Source organism: Sphingorhabdus sp., from assembly GCF_041737645.1.
GTDB lineage: Bacteria > Pseudomonadota > Alphaproteobacteria > Sphingomonadales > Sphingomonadaceae > Sphingorhabdus_B.
In genome coordinates this window covers 119732-137317 of record NZ_JBGSRI010000038.1, presented here as the reverse complement: position 1 = coordinate 137317, position 17586 = coordinate 119732, and the positions used below count along the sequence as shown (strand labels likewise).

The 17586-nt window shown below is 53.8% G+C and carries 11 protein-coding genes; 6 read left to right on the top strand and 5 right to left on the bottom strand.

Going from position 1 to position 17586, the window contains the following annotated elements; translation table 11 throughout:
- Window positions 1–8: 8 nt before the first annotated feature.
- Complete coding sequence (locus ACEW72_RS06450; protein WP_373475558.1) at window positions 9–1034, bottom strand: LacI family DNA-binding transcriptional regulator; 1026 nt, start codon at window positions 1032–1034, stop codon at window positions 9–11.
- A gap of 281 nt (window positions 1035–1315) precedes the next feature.
- On the opposite strand from ACEW72_RS06450, the gene ACEW72_RS06445 reads away from it, so the two are divergent.
- The 6 genes from ACEW72_RS06445 to wecC all read left to right on the top strand — a co-directional run bounded on the left by ACEW72_RS06445 (window position 1316) and on the right by wecC (window position 12300).
- Window positions 1316–4198 (top strand): TonB-dependent receptor, encoded by a 2883-nt coding sequence (locus ACEW72_RS06445; protein ID WP_373475557.1) that lies wholly within the window; start codon window positions 1316–1318, stop codon window positions 4196–4198.
- Between the two features lie 118 nt (window positions 4199–4316).
- Entirely contained in the window at window positions 4317–6035 is a 1719-nt protein-coding gene (locus tag ACEW72_RS06440; RefSeq protein ID WP_373475556.1) for an alpha-amylase family glycosyl hydrolase, read from the top strand.
- On the top strand, window positions 6032–7657 hold the full coding sequence (locus tag ACEW72_RS06435) for an alpha-glucosidase (protein WP_373475555.1): 1626 nt from the start codon (window positions 6032–6034) through the stop codon (window positions 7655–7657). The genes ACEW72_RS06440 and ACEW72_RS06435 overlap by 4 nt, the downstream gene beginning before the upstream one ends.
- Window positions 7658–7679: 22 nt before the next feature.
- Entirely contained in the window at window positions 7680–9740 is a 2061-nt protein-coding gene (locus tag ACEW72_RS06430) for a glycoside hydrolase family 97 protein (RefSeq protein WP_373475554.1), read from the top strand.
- A gap of 156 nt (window positions 9741–9896) precedes the next feature.
- On the top strand, window positions 9897–11027 hold the full coding sequence (gene wecB / locus ACEW72_RS06425; RefSeq protein WP_373475553.1) for a non-hydrolyzing UDP-N-acetylglucosamine 2-epimerase: 1131 nt from the start codon (window positions 9897–9899) through the stop codon (window positions 11025–11027).
- Window positions 11005–12300: a UDP-N-acetyl-D-mannosamine dehydrogenase gene (gene wecC / locus ACEW72_RS06420; protein ID WP_373475552.1), complete on the top strand. Its 1296-nt coding sequence runs from the start codon at window positions 11005–11007 to the stop codon at window positions 12298–12300. The genes wecB and wecC overlap by 23 nt, the downstream gene beginning before the upstream one ends.
- Window positions 12301–12302: 2 nt before the next feature.
- Here wecC and ACEW72_RS06415 read toward each other — a convergent pair whose 3' ends face one another.
- The 4 genes from ACEW72_RS06415 to gcvPA all read right to left on the bottom strand — a co-directional run bounded on the left by ACEW72_RS06415 (window position 12303) and on the right by gcvPA (window position 17585).
- Complete coding sequence (locus ACEW72_RS06415) at window positions 12303–13862, bottom strand: fatty acid--CoA ligase (RefSeq protein WP_373475551.1); 1560 nt, start codon at window positions 13860–13862, stop codon at window positions 12303–12305.
- A 170-nt stretch (window positions 13863–14032) separates the two neighbouring features.
- The gene (locus tag ACEW72_RS06410; protein WP_373475550.1) at window positions 14033–14662 is read right to left on the bottom strand and encodes a DUF938 domain-containing protein; all 630 of its coding nucleotides are present in this window, start codon (window positions 14660–14662) and stop codon (window positions 14033–14035) included.
- Window positions 14659–16230: an aminomethyl-transferring glycine dehydrogenase subunit GcvPB gene (gcvPB, locus tag ACEW72_RS06405; protein WP_373475549.1), complete on the bottom strand. Its 1572-nt coding sequence runs from the start codon at window positions 16228–16230 to the stop codon at window positions 14659–14661. Before gcvPB ends, ACEW72_RS06410 begins: the two co-directional genes overlap by 4 nt.
- Complete coding sequence (gcvPA, locus tag ACEW72_RS06400) at window positions 16227–17585, bottom strand: aminomethyl-transferring glycine dehydrogenase subunit GcvPA (protein WP_373475548.1); 1359 nt, start codon at window positions 17583–17585, stop codon at window positions 16227–16229. The genes gcvPB and gcvPA overlap by 4 nt, the downstream gene beginning before the upstream one ends.
- Window position 17586 lies beyond the last annotated feature (1 nt).

Sequence of the window (17586 nt, the reverse complement as noted above, 5' to 3'; positions counted from 1 at the left end):
AGCAGATTTCAATGCGCCCCGCAGGATTTACGCACTATCAGTTTTGCCGGCAACACTTCGGTCGGAACCTGTTCGTTGCGAATTTGCTTCAACACACCATCGACAAGAACTTCGCCCGCCAAGCGGTAATTTTGCTGGACCGTGGTTAGCGGCGGGTGGGTCAGGCTTGCGGCCGGAATGTCGTCAAACCCGATGATCGCAACGTCCGTGGGTATATCAAGGCCATGGTCGCGTAACGCCCGCATCGCGCCGATTGCAATGGTATCGCTCGCGGCAAAAATGGCGTCAAATTCTGCGCCGCTGGCGATCAGCAATTCAGCCGCATCATAGCCTGCATCCTGCGAATTCAGGGCATCAACCTGCAATTTGGGATCTGCGATAATGCCTTCGCCGCCTTGTGCTTCGCATGACCCGCGATAGCGATCCTGAAATTCGGGATAGTGGCTGCTCGCATCGCCCAGAAATGCGATTTTTCGGCGGCCATGCTGCATCAAATGCCGCGCTGCGTCCATCCCGCCACGGAAATTGTCGCATCCGATGGTCGTACCCGGTTGCCCCTCCTGGGCAAAGCCCCAACGGACGAAATGCGTCCCCTGCTCCACCAGTTGTTCGAGTTTCGCCCGGTAAAGTTCGTAATCACCATAACCGAGCAAAATGATGCCATCGGCCTTGCGGCTATCTTCATAATCGACATGCCAGTTGGACGAAAGCTGCTGGAATGAAATCAAAAGGTCATAGCCCCGATGCGCGCAGGTGCGGGTGAGCGAGCCGAGCATCGACAGGAAAAAGGGGTTGATCCCATTTTCATCCGGCGTCGGCTCTTCAAAAAACAGCAATGCCAAGGTCCGTGTTTCCTGCAATCGCAGGTTCGACGCGTTTTTGTCGACCTTGTAATTCAGCTGCTGTGCGATGGCCTCGATACGCAGGCGGGTTTGCTCCGAGACTGTCGGGCTGCCCCGCAAGGCCCGCGAAACGGTCGGCTGTGACACCCCTGCAAGCTGTGCGATATCAAATGATGTGGCTTTGACTGCCATTGCCGGTCAGCGCCTTTCCTGCTCCTGACATCAGCTTAGGCCGACAAACAGAGTGACGCAATGACGGTGGGCCAGCTTTATTGAAAGCGCTACAAGTGTTGCGAAATTGCAACATTCCAAAATGCATATTCTGAATACGTATGTGGATTTCTGGCCAATACGCGGCGTCAGGCGCATTTTGTCATGGTCATAATTGCATTGGTGCGATCCTGCGTATCGGTGTGTCAACGTAGCCGGTTACTGTCCGATAAATAGGATAGGGCCTTTTAGGGGAGTTTATCATGGCCAAGTTCCAGTTCAATTCTGCGCGCCAATTCGCGCATGGTGCAAGCCGCTTTGCACTCGGCACCGCAATATTAGTCGCCCTCGCCTCACCCGCCGCCGCGCAAGATGCCACACCGGCGGAAGATGAGGAAGATGCGATTGTTGTTACGGGTTTTCGGGCATCTATCGAAAATGCGATAGCCTTAAAACGTGAATCCGACTTCATTGTGGATATCGTGTCCTCCGATGATATCGCCGGATTACCGGACGTTTCGATCGCGGAATCTTTGGCGCGCCTGCCCGGCGTATCGGCCCAGCGTACCGGCGGACAAGCGAGCGCCATCAACATTCGCGGACTAAGCCAAGACTTGGTTTCGGCAAGTTTGAATGGCCGCGAACAGGTGGCAACTTCGGGTAACCGGACGATTGAATTTGACCAATATCCATCGGAGCTCGTCAATCAAGCGGCCGTTTATAAGTCGCCGCTTGCGCGACATATCGAAGGCGGTATTGGCGGCAAGATCGACTTACAGACCGTTCGTCCATTGAATAATAGAGATAATTTCAAAGGCCAGGTGAACATTCGCGGGCTATATAATGACCGTGCTAGCGAAAGCCCCGATGTCGGTTCGACCGGATATCGCGCATCTGGTTCCATTCAATTGAAGCTCGCGGATGACACAATCGGCTTTGCTCTTGGCTACGCCCGCCTGTTCCAGCCTAATGTCGCCACGCGCTTTGTCCAATTTGATTTTCCGACCCCCGGCAATGGCGGCTCTCCTACAAGAGATTTGGATGGAAATGGCACGCCCGATGCGTTCAATTTTGGATTTGAAGGTATCCAATTTGGCGGACGTGAGACCCGCGACGCGGTGATTTCTGTTTTGCAATGGGAACCATCGGACAGCGTTAGGTTTCTCGTTGACGGCTATTATTCAAAATTCAAATCGGATGTCGCCAGACGCGGATTCCGCGTAGTTTCTACCCAAAGCGGCGACAACCAAATTAACAATCCAGTCGTCATAAACGATGCCTTGGTTGGTGGTGTCTTCACTAACCAGGTTGGCAGCAACGGATTTGGCTTTGGCCTTGGTACCGAACTGGTTAATCAGGACGAAAGTCGTCGCGACGAACTCTACACCATTGGCGGCAACCTCGCTTATGACTTTAGTGACAACATAACCGCTTCGGTTGATGTATCTTATTCAAGCGGCACCAGCTTCTTTAACAATTCCGGTATAAACCTTAGGCCATACGTAACGGGTGTATCTCCCGTGTCGGCGCAAAACCCGTTAGGTGTTATCAGAGCTGATCAGGTGCCGGGCAATATCATTGTCGACTATCGCCTCAATGGTATAAATCTGCCGACAATAAATTCCATCTCCACCGACTTTACGGACACCGATATCGCTGGCGGCAGTGCTTTTTTGCTTGATGGCCAGTTCCTCGTTCCACAACGTGACGAAGATGAATTATTTGCCGTTGCCGGTGACGTGAGCATCGCAATGGATGATAATTTCTTCAAATCTGTAGAATTTGGTTTCCGTTACGCTGACCGCAATGCCCAGCGCGTTGTCACGTCGTTCAACACATTTGGAATTCCAGGCGGTCCTTTGCAGGTTCCCGCAGACATTGTTAAAATTGGCGGATTTTCGGGTGGATTTGCCGGTGCTGGCTTACCAAATTTCGCAGTAGTGGATATCGACAAGGCGTTTAACCTCGCATTTGGCAACAATCTTGGTTCGCGCCAGCCGACCGATCAGATCACTTTTGATTTTACAATCGACCAAAGCTTTAGAATTAAAGAAGAAACCTTAGCCGGATATAGTCAGGTCAACTTTGATACAACGCTCGGTGGCCTTGGATTTCGCGGCAATTTTGGCCTTCGCGTCGTCAAGACCGACCAAAGTTCAACTGTTCTATTTGCGGATCCCAATCTGCAGGATGACCCCGCCACACCACCGCCCGCGCGTGAAAACCGTCGGTTGGTTACGCGTGGCGACAAATTCACCGATTTCCTTCCATCGGCAAATATGATTTTGGACCTCAGTGATAGTGATCTGTTGCGACTGAGCTACAGCCGCCAAATTTCGCGCCCCCGGTTTTTTGAGCTTCGGGGATCAATAAGTGTTAATACTGGCTCTGATGGAAACACCAGCGGGAGTGGAGGCAACCCATCACTTCAACCGTTCCGGGCCAACCAATTCGACCTGAGCTATGAACATTATCTTGGTCGTAGCGGCATCATTGCCATCGGCGCATTTTACAAGGATTTGCGCTCATTCATTATCAACGACAATATTGCCAACTTCAACTTTGTCGAAAATGGCGTCACGCCTCCTCCAATTCCTGGAACAAATATCCCAGGAAACGCAACAGGCAGCTTTGGGGCGCCTATCAATGGTGATGGTGGATATGTCTGGGGCATCGAGTTCCAGCTTTCCAAAACATTCACCGAACTTCCAGCGCCTTTTGATGGCCTGGGTGTACAGTTGAACTATGCCTACAGTGAAAGCGACCTTAACTTCCCAAGCTCCACAAGCGGTGCCAACATCAATTTGCCGCTGCCGGGACTTTCGCGTCACGTCTTCAACCCGGTCGTATTTTATGAAAAGTCCGGCTTTGGAGCGCGCGTCAGTGCGCGTCATCGCTCCAGTTTCGTAAGTCCGCAAATCGGTATCAGCGAATTGATCCTGACAAGCGCGCCTGAAACTGTGGTTGATGCCCAACTTTCCTATGAATTCCACGTATCAAGCGCTTTGGCCGGTTTGAAATTGCTGGCACAGGCTAACAACCTTACGGACGAACCAACGCGGACCTTCTTCGGACGGGAAGATCAAACAGGTACGCTGCAGAACTTTGGACGAACTTTCTTCCTTGGAGCAACATTCAACTTTTAATGCCTGAAAATTGAATGATAAAACGCCTGGCAATGAAATGTATCATTGTCGGGCGTTTGCTTTTGATCCCGTCTTTTCCGGGAATATAGTAAGTTGAATTGCTGAATTGGAGGCCCCCATGACACGCAAAATTGGTCGCTCGAATTACCTGTTAAAATTCACGTTGCTTGCAACATTCAGTGCGATGCCAATCGCGGCCCAACCCTTCCGCGACCGGCTACCGGAAGACGAGGTCATTTATTTCGTTCTTCCCGACCGATTTGAAAATGGCGACCGAACGAACGACAAGGGTGGGCTTTCCGGTGACAAGATGGTCACGGGCTTCGACCCGTCGCACAAGGGCTTTTACCATGGCGGGGACTTGGCAGGGCTAATTCAGCGGCTGGACTATATTCAAGGCTTGGGCGTCACCGCAATCTGGTTCGCGCCGATTTTCAAGAACAAGCCGGTACAAGGCGGTCCGGGGCAGGAATCGGCGGGCTATCATGGCTATTGGGTGACGGATTTCAGTTCTGTCGACCCTCATTTCGGCAGCGATGCCGAATTCAAGGCTTTTGTTGATGCTGCCCACGCGCGCGGGATGAAGGTCTATATGGACATCATTACCAACCACAGCGCTGACGTCATTCAATATGCCGAATGCCCAGAAAGCGCCTGCGAATATCGTAGCAGAGCCGATTATCCCGACAAAGCCTACACCCCCATCGTCCCTAAAAGCGAGGCGAACGTAAAGGTGCCTGCGTGGATGAATGACGTCCAATATTACCACAATCGCGGCAATACGACATTCCGGGGTGAAAATTCGATCATGGGCGATTTCGTCGGCCTGGATGATTTCGCCACCGAAGACCCGCGCGTGGTCGAAGGCTTTATCGAAGTCTATAAAGGTTGGATCGACCGTTACGGTATTGATGGCTATCGGATCGATACAGCGCGCCATGTGAACCCGGAATTCTGGGCGGTATTTGCGCCGGCGATCATGGCCCATGCAAAGGCGCGTGGAATCCCCAATTTCCAAATTTTCGGCGAAGTCGCATCGGACGGCATTGATGTGCAGGCGCAGGCCTTGCATACGCGGGTTGCCAAATTGCCCACTGTGCTCGACTTCGTCTTCCGGCGGGCCGCCATTGAAACGGTTGCCGGTCGCGCGGGGACAGATTTGCTGGCGACGCTATTTGAAGGCGATGACTTGTATGAAGGTGGCAAGCAAACCGCAAAGCAATTGCCGACCTTTCTTGGGAATCATGATTTCGGACGCTTCGCCCGCGAAATGCGCTTGGCCCATCCCAAGGCCGACGATGCCGAGATTTTGCAGCGCGTCCTGCTGGGCCATGCCATGATGATGACGTTGCGCGGCGTTCCCACCATTTATTCAGGCGATGAACAAGGCTTTGCCGGTGACGGAAACGATCAGGACGCGCGCGAAGATATGTTCCCCTCCAAGGTCGCCGTGTATAATGACAATGACTTAGTCGGCACGGACGCGACTACAGCGGACAGCAATTTTGATATTCGCCATCCGATTTACACAGCAATTACTGACCTGGCAAAATTGCGGAGCGAACAGGTGGCGTTACGTCGGGGCGACCAGATAGTCCGAAACTATGGCGAAAAGCCCGGCCTCTTTGCCGTATCGCGAATTGACGCTGCTTCAGGCGACGAATTACTGATTGTGTTTAACACGTCAAAAGATGCACTGAATGCAAATGTTGAAGTTGAAAAATCAGCCCAAAAATTGGAAATGTTGCGCGGAAACTGCCCAGCCGCGCCGCGTTTGGCAGGATCGGTCGCCGTTTCGCTTCCCGCATTCGGATATATGGTGTGCAAGATAAAATGAGCGACCCCCTAATTTCTTCTGTTCCGCATATTGTTCACCCCTGGTGGCGCGGGGCGGTGATCTATCAAGTCTATCCCCGCAGCTTTGCCGACTCCAACGGCGATGGTATCGGCGATTTACCAGGGATAACAGGCAAGCTGGATTATATAGCGTCGCTGAACGTGGATGCCGTCTGGCTATCCCCGTTTTTCACGTCACCCATGAAAGATTTCGGGTATGATGTGGCCGATTATCGCGGCGTCGACCCAATTTTTGGTAACCTTTCCGATTTCGACGCTTTGGTTGCAAGGGCCCATGATCTAGGCCTTAAAATCCTGATTGATCAGGTCTATTCGCACACGTCTGACCTGCATGGCTGGTTTGCCGAAAGCAGGTCGAGCCGGGAAAATGTAAAGGCGGACTGGTATGTATGGGCCGATGCAAAGATAGACGGCTCCCCACCGAATAACTGGCAATCGGTGTTCGGCGGCCCCGCATGGACTTGGGATGCGCGGCGCGGCCAATATTATATGCACAATTTCCTCAGCAGCCAGCCGCAAATGAATGTACACAATCCCGAAGTGCAAGAAGCGCTGTTGGCAGTCGCCCAATTCTGGATGGATCGCGGCGTTGACGGCTTTCGCGTCGATGCCATCAATTTCGCCATGCACGACCCGGAATTTAAGGACAATCCCCCTGCCCCTGCAAATAATAATGTGCGTACCCGACCTTTTGACTTCCAGTTGAAAATCAACAACCAATCGCATCCCGATATTCCGGCATTTATCGGACGTATCCGATCACTCATGGATAAATATCCTGACCGGTTTACCGTTGCCGAAGTCGGCGGGCCTGATCCTGACAGGGAAATGAAAGCCTTCACCGCCGGTGAGAATCATTTCAACAGCGCCTACGGCTTCAATTTTTTATATGCCGAAAAATTGACCCCGGCACTGGTACGCGAGGCATTGGAGGCGTGGCCGGATGAGGACGGCATTGGCTGGCCAAGCTGGGCCTTTTCCAATCATGACGCGCCGCGCTGGATCAGCCGTTGGGCGCCGGCCAGCGCTCAGAAACCCTTTGCTGCAATGGTCATGATGCTTTTTGTATCGCTGCGCGGTAATGTCATACTGTGGCAAGGCGAGGAACTCGCCCTTAGCCAAGTCGACATTCCCTTTGAGCAGCTTCAGGACCCAGAAGCCATTGCTAACTGGCCCCTGACTCTGAGCCGCGATGGCACCCGTACACCGATGCCCTGGGATGCCAACGCGCCGCAATGTGGCTTTAGTAGTGCAGAACCTTGGCTGCCCTTTGGGGCCGACCACAGATTGCTGGCCGTCAACCTTGCGGAATCCGACCCTCATTCGATGCTGAATTTAACCCGCGACCTTATTTCATTTCGTAATGACAAGGAAGCCATGCGTACCGGTAGCCTTCGGATAATCGAGGCGCAGTCTAATCTACTTGTGTTCGAACGGGAGAGCGAAGGCCAGCATCTGATATGTGCATTCAATATGGGTGGCGAAGCGTCAGACTGGCAACCGGCGCAACCCGACCGGTGGCGCATAGTAAAATCGGTCAATGATGCCAGTGCCGGTTTGTTGCCGGCATACGGCGCGTGCATCATGGAAAAAATTGCATAATCGCCAAAGCGGGAGACGCAGCATGGGCAAAAATGAAGTGAAGCATGCAATAGCCAAAAGCGTTGTAACTTTAGGCGCAGCTTGGCTCGTCACAACATCGGCGCAAGCGCAGAATAGTGCGACCGCGTCCTCCCCTGATGGCGATGTACAGGTCAGCGTGTCGATCGACGGCGATGGTCGCGCCGCTTATGCCGTGAACCGCAAGGGCAAAGCTATTCTCGCGCCATCCAAGCTTGGATTTTTGCTAACCGATGCGGTCAAAATAGATCGTCGCCTGTCCATCACCGGGCAGGAAACGCGCGACTTTGATGAAAAATGGACACAGCCTTGGGGCGAATGGAAAACGATCCGCAACCGTTATCGTGAATTGAAAGTCCATTTCAAGGAAACGACCGCGCTAGCACGAGTGTTTAGCGTAACATTCCGCTTGTACGAAGATGGCGTCGGCTTCCGGTATGAATTTCCAGAACAGCCCAATCTTGCCCACGCCAACATCGCCGACGAGCTGACCGAATTTGCCTTTGCGAGCGATGGCACGGCGTGGTGGAAACCTGCGTTCCTGTGGAATCGAGAGGAATATCTCTACAATAAGACTCCGCTGTCAGCCGTCAGCAATGCCGACACGCCGATTACGATCAAATTGGCCGATGGCACGCACGTCGCCTTGCATGAGGCGGCTCTGGTGGACTATTCGGGCATGGCGGTTTCCCGAACCGAGGGCACAACCTTGCGTGCGGCACTCCACCCCGGTGCAGGTGAACCCAAAGTCCAGAAAAAGGGCGCCTGGACAACGCCGTGGCGCAGCATGATTATCGCCGACGATGCCGCAGGCGTCTATCACAGCCATTTGATGCTCAACCTGAATGAACCCAATAAGCTAGGTGATGTCAGCTGGATCAAACCGGGCAAATTTGCCGGTGTCTGGTGGAACATGATCAAGGGCGAATGGAGCTGGGCGCGCGGCCCTAAGCATGGCGCTACCAATGAAAATGTGAAACGCTATATTGATTTTGCATCCGCCAATAAAATCCCCCATCTTCTGGTCGAAGGATGGAATGTGGGTTGGGATGGCGACTGGTTCGGCAATGGCTATGATATGGACTTTGCCAAGCCGACCGAAGATTTCGACGTCGAAAATCTGGTCGCTTATGGCAAGAAAAAGGGCGTGCGCCTGATCGGGCATCACGAAACCGGCGGTGCCGCCACCCATTATGAAAAACAGTTCGACACAGCATTCAAATTTGCCGCCGGGCATGATTATATGGTCGTAAAAACGGGTTATGTTACCGATGCTGGCCAGATGGAGCGCGAAGACGCCGACGGCACCAAATATCGCGAATGGCATCAGGGTCAATGGATGGTCAACCACCAGCTTCGCGTGATTGAAACGGCGGCAAAATATAAAATTGGAATCGACAGCCATGAACCCGTCAAAGGCACTGGCCTGCACCGCACCTATCCCAATTGGGTGGCGCGCGAAGGAATGCGGGGCATGGAGTATAACAGTTGGGCAGGTAAGAATTCGCCCGAACATGAAGCCAACGTGGTGTTCACGCGGATGCTGGAGGGTCCCATGGACTTTACTCCTGGAATCCTTAGCCTGAAAGGCGAAAAGGACAGCAATATTTTGTCAACAATCGCCAAGCAGCTTGCGCTTTATGTCGTCATCTATTCCCCCGTACAGATGGTTGCCGACACACCGGAAAACTACGCCAAATATCCCGAGCCGTTGAAGTTCATCCGCGACGTGCCCACCGATTGGCAGGATACGCGTGTGCTCAACGCAGAAATCGGCGATTTTGTAACCATTGCACGCAAGGAACGTGACGGCGAAAACTGGTATATCGGCGCGGTTGGCGATGAAGAAGCGCGCACGGTGTCCTTCAAACTTGACTTCCTGACCCCCGGCACACGCTATGCTGCGGAAATTTACCGGGACGGCGACGATGCGGATTATCGTACCGACAAACGCCATTCGATTGTCATTGAAAACAAAACTCTTAACAACACAGACAGCTTGCAAATGCGGATCGCCCCTGGCGGCGGCTTCGCAATCCGGTTGGTCGCAGCCAAAGGTAAATGATAGACCGGCGCCACGGTCGAGTTCGCTGCAATGCTGCAAATTGATCTTTTACCTTTTTGACCGCAGAAAAATTTGCTGACATGTTTTCGTGACTTTTTAACGTCTTGTGCCTTAGACTCTGACCCAGTCAATCGGTCGAAGTCGCAGGGCAATATAATGTACAAGAATATGGTGATTTTCGGCACGCGTCCCGAAGCCATTAAACTATTTCCTGTAATCAATGCCTTGAAGCAGCAGGATAAAATGCGTTGTGAAGTCCTGGTCACCGCGCAGCATCGCGAAATGCTGGATCAAGTGCTCGATATCACCGGAATTACGCCAGATCATGACCTCAACATCATGCGGCCCGGACAATCACTCGATGCATTGACTTCTCGCTTGTTGGAAGGGATTGGGCGCATTCTCGATAGTGCGAAACCTGATCGTGTGCTGGTGCAGGGTGACACCGCGACGGCTATGGTGGGCGCTTTGGCGGCCTATTACCGGCAGATACCGGTCAGCCATATCGAGGCAGGCCTTCGCAGTTACGACATTTACCGCCCCTGGCCAGAGGAAGTGAACCGCAAAATAATTGGTTCCATCGCAGACCAGCACTTCGCCCCCACCCAAGTTTCCGCATCGGCATTGAAAGCCGAAGCCGTGCCCGACGGCAAAGTGTTTGTGACTGGCAATACGGTCATCGACGCACTCTATTGGATAACCGACCGCATATCGCATCGTCCGGAGCTGGCCGCCGACCTCGCGGATCTTGAAGCGCGTTTCAAGGGTAAGAAAATCATCGGGATAACAACGCATCGCCGGGAAAATTTCGGTGACGGGATGGAAAATATCGCATTGGCCATCAAGGCGATCGCAGCCCGCGATGACGTCGCTTGTATTTTCCCCGTACACCTGAATCCCAATGTGCGCAGTGTGATGGAAAGAATGTTGGGCGCAGAGCCCAATGTCGCCATGATCGAACCGCTGGACTACCCCAACTTTGCGCGCTTGCTATCGATTAGCCACATCATGCTTACAGATAGCGGCGGGGTGCAGGAAGAAGCCCCTGCCCTTGGCAAACCCGTGCTGGTCATGCGTGACACGACCGAGCGCCCCGAAGGCGTCACGGCCGGCACTGCAAAACTGATCGGCACCGATAAAAATCGTATAGTTTCCGAAATTTTCACTCTTTTGGACGATGATACCGCGTATTCGGCAATGGCCCGCGCGCACAATCCTTTCGGGGATGGCAAGGCTAGCCAGCGCATAGCGGAGATCATTTGGAATGTTAGTCGACAAAAAACCTGACGTTTGCGTACTTGGCCTTGGCTATATCGGGTTACCGACCGCCGCCGTGATCGCCCGTTCAGGTTGCCGCGTTGTCGGCGTTGATGTGAACCAGAATGTTGTCGACACCATCAACCGTGGCGAAATCCACATTGAAGAAGTCGATCTGGATGGACTGGTTCAAGGTGTTGTTGCACGCAAAATGTTGCGCGCGTCAAATAGTGTAGAAACTTCCGATGTCTTCGTCATAGCCGTCCCAACGCCGTTTGATGAAAATCATGCGCCCGATATCAGCTATGTTCTGGATGCCGCGACCAGCATTGCGGCCGTCCTGAAAACCGGCGATACGATCATATTGGAGTCCACTTCGCCCGTTGGCACGACAGACAAAGTCCGTGACATGATCGCCAAATTGCGTCCCGACCTGAAGGTTCCCGGCGTTGCAAAGGATACACCAGACATTTCCATCGCTTATTGCCCGGAACGCGTTTTGCCCGGACGAATTTTGGAAGAGCTGACCAACAATGACCGGTCCATTGGCGGAATTACACCTCGCTGTGCGCGTAAGGCGCTGACTTTTTATAAACGCTTCGTGCGTGGTGAGTGTATCACCACTGATGCCCGTTCGGCCGAAATGACGAAACTGGTCGAAAACGCATTTCGTGATGTGAACATCGCCTTTGCCAATGAACTATCGATCATCGCCGATCATATGGGACTCGATGTGTGGGAGGTTATCCGCCTTGCCAATCGCCATCCGCGGGTCAACATATTGCATCCCGGCCCGGGTGTGGGCGGGCATTGCATCGCGGTTGATCCTTGGTTCATCGTGCATAGCGCACCAGACCAAAGCCCGCTGATCCGCACCGCACGCAATGTCAATGATGGCAAGGTCGACCATGTCATTGCGCGTGCAACAGAAATGATTGCCGCAAACCCATCGCTCAAAGTGGGCTGTATGGGATTGGCCTTCAAAGCGAATATAGACGATTTCCGTGAAAGCCCTGCGTTGAAAGTGGCAGAGCAGCTGGCCCAAAATTTTGGTGCAAGAGTTTCAATTATCGAACCTTATGCGTCGTCTCTTCCCAAAGAATTTGATGGTACTGGAGCACGGTTGATAGACATTGATACAGCGCTGCTTGAATGCGACATTCTCGTAACGCTCGTCGACCACGACGCCTTCAAGGCCATACCGCTCGCGGAACGAGCCGATAAAATTGTCTATGATGTCAGGGGTATCTGGCACGACCAACCCGGCCAAGCCCCGCAACGGCAATTGCGACTGGTTGGCTGAGTTTAATTCACCAGCCGATCGCGGCCTTCCCAATAGGGTGCGCGCAAATCTTTACGCAGGATTTTGCCGGACGCGTTTCGCGGCAAGGCTGCGATGGTGTCAATTGAACGCGGGACTTTGAAACCGGCGATCCGCTCGCGCGCCCATGCGATAACCGTATCGGGGTCTATCGATGCCCCCGGCTTTGGAACACAGACCGCTTTCACTGCCTCACCCCATTTTTCGTCGGGGACACCGAACACGGCCACTTCCAAAACATCGGGATGTCCAAAAATCGCGCTTTCGACTTCTGCTGGATACACATTTTCCCCGCCGGAGATGATCATATCCTTGACCCGGTCATGGATGAATACGTAGCCGTCTTCATCAAGATATCCTGCATCACCTGTTTTGATCCAGCCGCCGTCTGCCATTGTTTTGTCGGTCGCTTCGGCCAGATTCCAATATCCGATCATATTGTTGGATGATCGCGTCCAGATTTCGCCGACATCGCCAACCGCCATGTCCTCGCCTTCATCGCCCACAATGCGGATTTCGACCCCCGGCAGTGGTTTTCCAGCAGATCGCATCCGCAAATTGCCATTGGGGTCATGATCTTCAGGCGGCAGCATGACAATCGAACCCGTCGTTTCGGTCATGCCATAGACCTGAATAAACTCGGCGCCGAACATCGTTATGCTCTGTCGCAACAATTCAAGCGGCATCGGGGCCGCGCCATATAATATATATTTCAGCCTACTGAAATCAACGTCTTTGCATCGCGGATGCTGCAACATGATGTGCAAGGCTGCCGGTACAACAAACAGGCGGGTCACTCCATTTTTCTCGATCGCGTCGAACACGCCATCAGGGGTGAATTCCGCTAATATCAATGCGGGTAATCCAGATGCCATCGCCATAATGCCCAAACCGGTTCCACCGATATGGGCGCAGGGCATCGCCACCAAAACGACTTCATCTTCGTCCCATCGCGTATAGGCCAGATCAAGTTCGGAGCTATGTTTACGCAATGCAAACAAATTGCGGTTGGAAAGCACCGCGCCTTTTGGATTTCCCGTTGTTCCCGAAGTGTATAGCTGCAGAACGGCATCATCAGGACCGGAAGGCTGAAATTCTGTTCTTACTGCGGTCGCGATAGATTGCCTTGCCTCGGACTCGCCAATTATTTTTTCAATGAAGGGCAATTGCCCGTTTAATTCGGCTCGGATGTGCTCAAATTCTGCGCCCAAAAATAGCAATCTTGCTTGCGTATCATTGACGATATAGGCCCATTCTGCAGCCGCCAATCGCCATCCAATCGGGACGGTTACAATACCCACCCTCGCTGCGCCGTAAAAAAGGCTGAAGTACAGATCGCTATTTTTCCCTATCCAGACAATCCGGTCCCCCTTTTTTAGTCCGGACGAGAGTAAAAATGCGGCAATTTGGGCGGTAGTTCGCTCGAGTTCGGCATAACTCTGCATTCGATCTTCTTGCAGCAATGCCGGGCCATCCGGCTTTTCCATCACCCAATGTCCAAGGAACTCATCAAACGTTAGAATATCGGAGTTCGCCGCGCCCATATTGATATCTCTCCAAATTTACGGGCCCGTTATTGTCAAAGGCCTAGATGCATTTTGTCGAGACATATTGGCCACAAGTCAATCTCCGCGCTGCCTCCGCTTGCAGATTGTTTGAATGATGGGCGTCTTTGTCAAATGTCGATGAGGGTTGGCATTGAATGTAGGATTTTTTAGGCCCGAAAAATCAATGATAAGTTATTCGCAGGCATTTCGATTACTTCATCCAAACGCAACTCATATTGTAATGCTTCTTGCGCCACATCTTCGACGAAGCGAAGGCCCCAATCTGCATTTCGGCTTTTCAAATTGCCGTCAAACTCTTCATTGCTGGCCGCTGTCGGCAGACCATTTTGCCGGAAAGGTCCATACACATACAGTAACCCGCCTTGCGGCAAGATACGCCCCGCGTTGCGAACAAGTCCCTGTGTAGCTGGCCATGGGCTGATGTGGACCATGTTGATGCACACTATCGCAGCCACCTCTTTGACGGGCCATTCGGATGCCGCATCCAAATGAATAGGCGGCCGCAGATTATCCCCGCCAAATTCGGCGCTCCACGCCGCAATTGATGTCAGCGCCAAAGCATCACTGTCACTAGGTTGCCAGAGCAAGTTGGGAAATTGCGCCGCGAAATGGACGATATGTTCGCCCGTTCCGCTAGCAATCTCCAATACCGTCCCATGAAGAGGTAAGTGCCCCTTCAAGACGCTCGTGATCGCATCCCGATTGCGCTCGGTCGCCGGCGCGGTGCGCTTGGCCTCCACCGATGCTTCAAACACGAAAGGTTTCGTGTCACTCATTCGGCGGCTACGGCCACATCCGGCTCCTGCCAGACAAGCACTGGCTTTCGGGCCGCTTGCGTTTCGTCCAGTCGGCGGCGCGGCGCGTAATGTGGAGCGGATTTGAGCGAGGGGTCTCCTGCCTTCGCCCGCTGGACAACAGACCGCATGGCCCCAATGAACTGGTCGAGGGTCGCCTTGCTCTCCGTCTCGGTCGGCTCGATCAGCATCGCGCCGTGCACGACCAGCGGGAAATAGACCGTCATGGGATGATAGCCTTCGTCAATCAGGCCCTTGGCAATGTCGAGCGTGGTAAAGCCATCGGCCAGACCATCGTCGCTGAACAAGGCCTCATGCATACAAGGCCCGCTATGCGCGAACGGCGCATCAAGCGTATCTTTCAAACCGTGCAAAATATAATTGGCGTTGAGAACGGCATCCTCGGCAACCTGGCGTAGGCCGTCGGCGCCGTGTGATAGGATGTAGGACAGCGCGCGTGTAAACATACCCATTTGCCCGTGGAAAGCCGTCATCCGGCCAAAGCTGCGCGGATGCCGTTCGCCCACCGTTTCTTCCTCGACCAGCGAATAGCGACCGTCGGCGTGGCGTTCGGTAAAGGGCAGCGGACCGAATGGCGAGAGCGCCTTGGACAACACCACCGGACCGGAACCCGGCCCGCCGCCGCCATGCGGGGTCGAGAATGTCTTGTGCAGATTGATGTGCATGGCGTCGATGCCAAGATCGCCTGGCCGCACCCGCCCGACAATGGCGTTGAAATTCGCACCGTCGCAATAGACATAGCCGCCCGCCGCATGGACCGCATCGGAAATGGCTTTCATGTCACGCTCGAACAGGCCGCATGTGTTGGGGTTCGTAATCATGACGCCAGCCACGTCCGGACCAAGCCGTGCCTTCAACGCATCCAGATCCACCCGACCTTCGGATGTGGCAGGAATATTTTCAACAGAGAACCCTGCAAAAGCGGCTGATGCCGGATTGGTGCCATGCGCGCTTTCGGGCACCAGAATGACGCTGCGCGGATCGCCCCGTGCTTCCAATGCGGCTTTGATCGCCAATATGCCGCATAGCTCCCCATGCGCGCCGGCCTTTGGGGTCATGGCCACGCCATGCATACCGGTCAGCTCGATCAGCCAGACCGCCAGTTCATTGATGACGGCCAGCGCCCCCTGCACCGTTTCAACCGGTTGCAATGGATGCACATCGGCAAAACCTGCCATCCGTGCGACCTTTTCATTCAGGCGCGGATTATGCTTCATCGTGCAGCTTCCCAGCGGAAAAAAGCCCAAGTCTATTGCGTAATTCTGGCGGCTCAACCGTGTATAGTGGCGGACCGTTTCGGGTTCGGACAGGCCGGGCAACCCGATCGTCCGGTTACGTTCCAAACCACCAAGGCGCGAAGCAACCCTGCCGACTTCCGGCAAGTCTACGCCGGTCGTATCCGTCGTGCCGATCTCGAAAATCAATGCCTCTTCAAGCATCAACGCGCGATTGCCGGTAAAGGTCGCTGGCTTGGCATCGCCCGATGGTCCCATTTCAGGTTTCGAGCCGCTTTGATTGAGCGCGTTCATGACAAAATCTCCTGCAAAGCGGTGGCAAATGTCTCGATGTCTTCGGCAGATGCTGTTTCGGTGACTGCCACAACCAGTCCATTTTCCAATTCGGGCGCATTGGGATAAAGGCGTCCAAGGGACACACCGCCCAAGACCTGCTTATCCGCCAAAGCGCGCACGACCGGCCGCGCTTCTTTCGGTAAGCGCAGCGTGAATTCGTTGAAGAAACTGTCGTTGACCAACTCTACGCCGGGAATTTGGGCCAGCCGGTCAGCCGCCTGTACCGCCAATGCATGGTTGACCTGCGCCAATCCGCGCAGGCCCTTTTCCCCGAGCAACGTCATGTGAATACTGAAGGCCAAGGCGCATAGCCCTGAATTTGTGCAGATATTCGACGTCGCCTTTTCCCGACGGATATGCTGTTCGCGGGTCGACAGGGTCAAAACAAAGCCGCGCTTGCCTTCCGCATCAACCGTTTCACCACATAGGCGCCCCGGCATCTGGCGCACGAATTTTTCCTTACAGGCAAACAGCCCGACATAAGGCCCGCCAAATTGCAGGCCGACGCCAAGGGACTGCCCCTCACCCACCACAATGTCCGCCCCCATTTCGCCGGGTGCCTTGATCGCCCCCAGGGCTACTGGCTCTGTGACCACCGCGATCAACAATGCGCCGTGTTCATGCGCCTTCGCCGCGATTGCCGACAGATCCTCCATGCGCCCCAGAATATCGGGATACTGGACGACGACACAGCTGGTTTCGCCATCAATGGCATCCAACAGACGCGCGCTATCGGTTGTGGAAGACAATGTTGGCAACGCCGTATCGAGGTTGTCACCCGTATATTTGGCCATCGTGCGCGCCACGCTGACATAATGCGGATGCAAGCCGGACGACAAGATTGCCTTATGCCGCTTCGTGATCCGTCGAGCCATGCCAATGGCTTCCCAGCAGGCGGTGGAGCCATCATACATCGAGGCATTGGCGACGTCGCAGCCGAACAAACGCGCTACCTGTGTTTGGAATTCAAACAACATCTGCAGCGTGCCCTGTGCAATTTCGGGCTGATACGGCGTATAGGCCGTCAGAAATTCGCCGCGCTGAATGATGTGGTCGACCGACGCTGGCACATGATGCTTATAGGCGCCGCAACCCAGGAAGAAGGGATGATGCGAAGCCGCCATGTTCTTGCGTGCAAGATCGAAAAAATGCCGCTCCACCGCCATCTCGCTGGCATGATTGGGTAAAGAGGAGATCGGACCGCCCAACCTGGCTTCGACCGGAACGTCGATAAAGAGATCATCAACGGATTTTACCCCAATTTCGGCCAACATGGCCTGACGGTCCGTATTGGTAAGCGGGAGATAACGCATG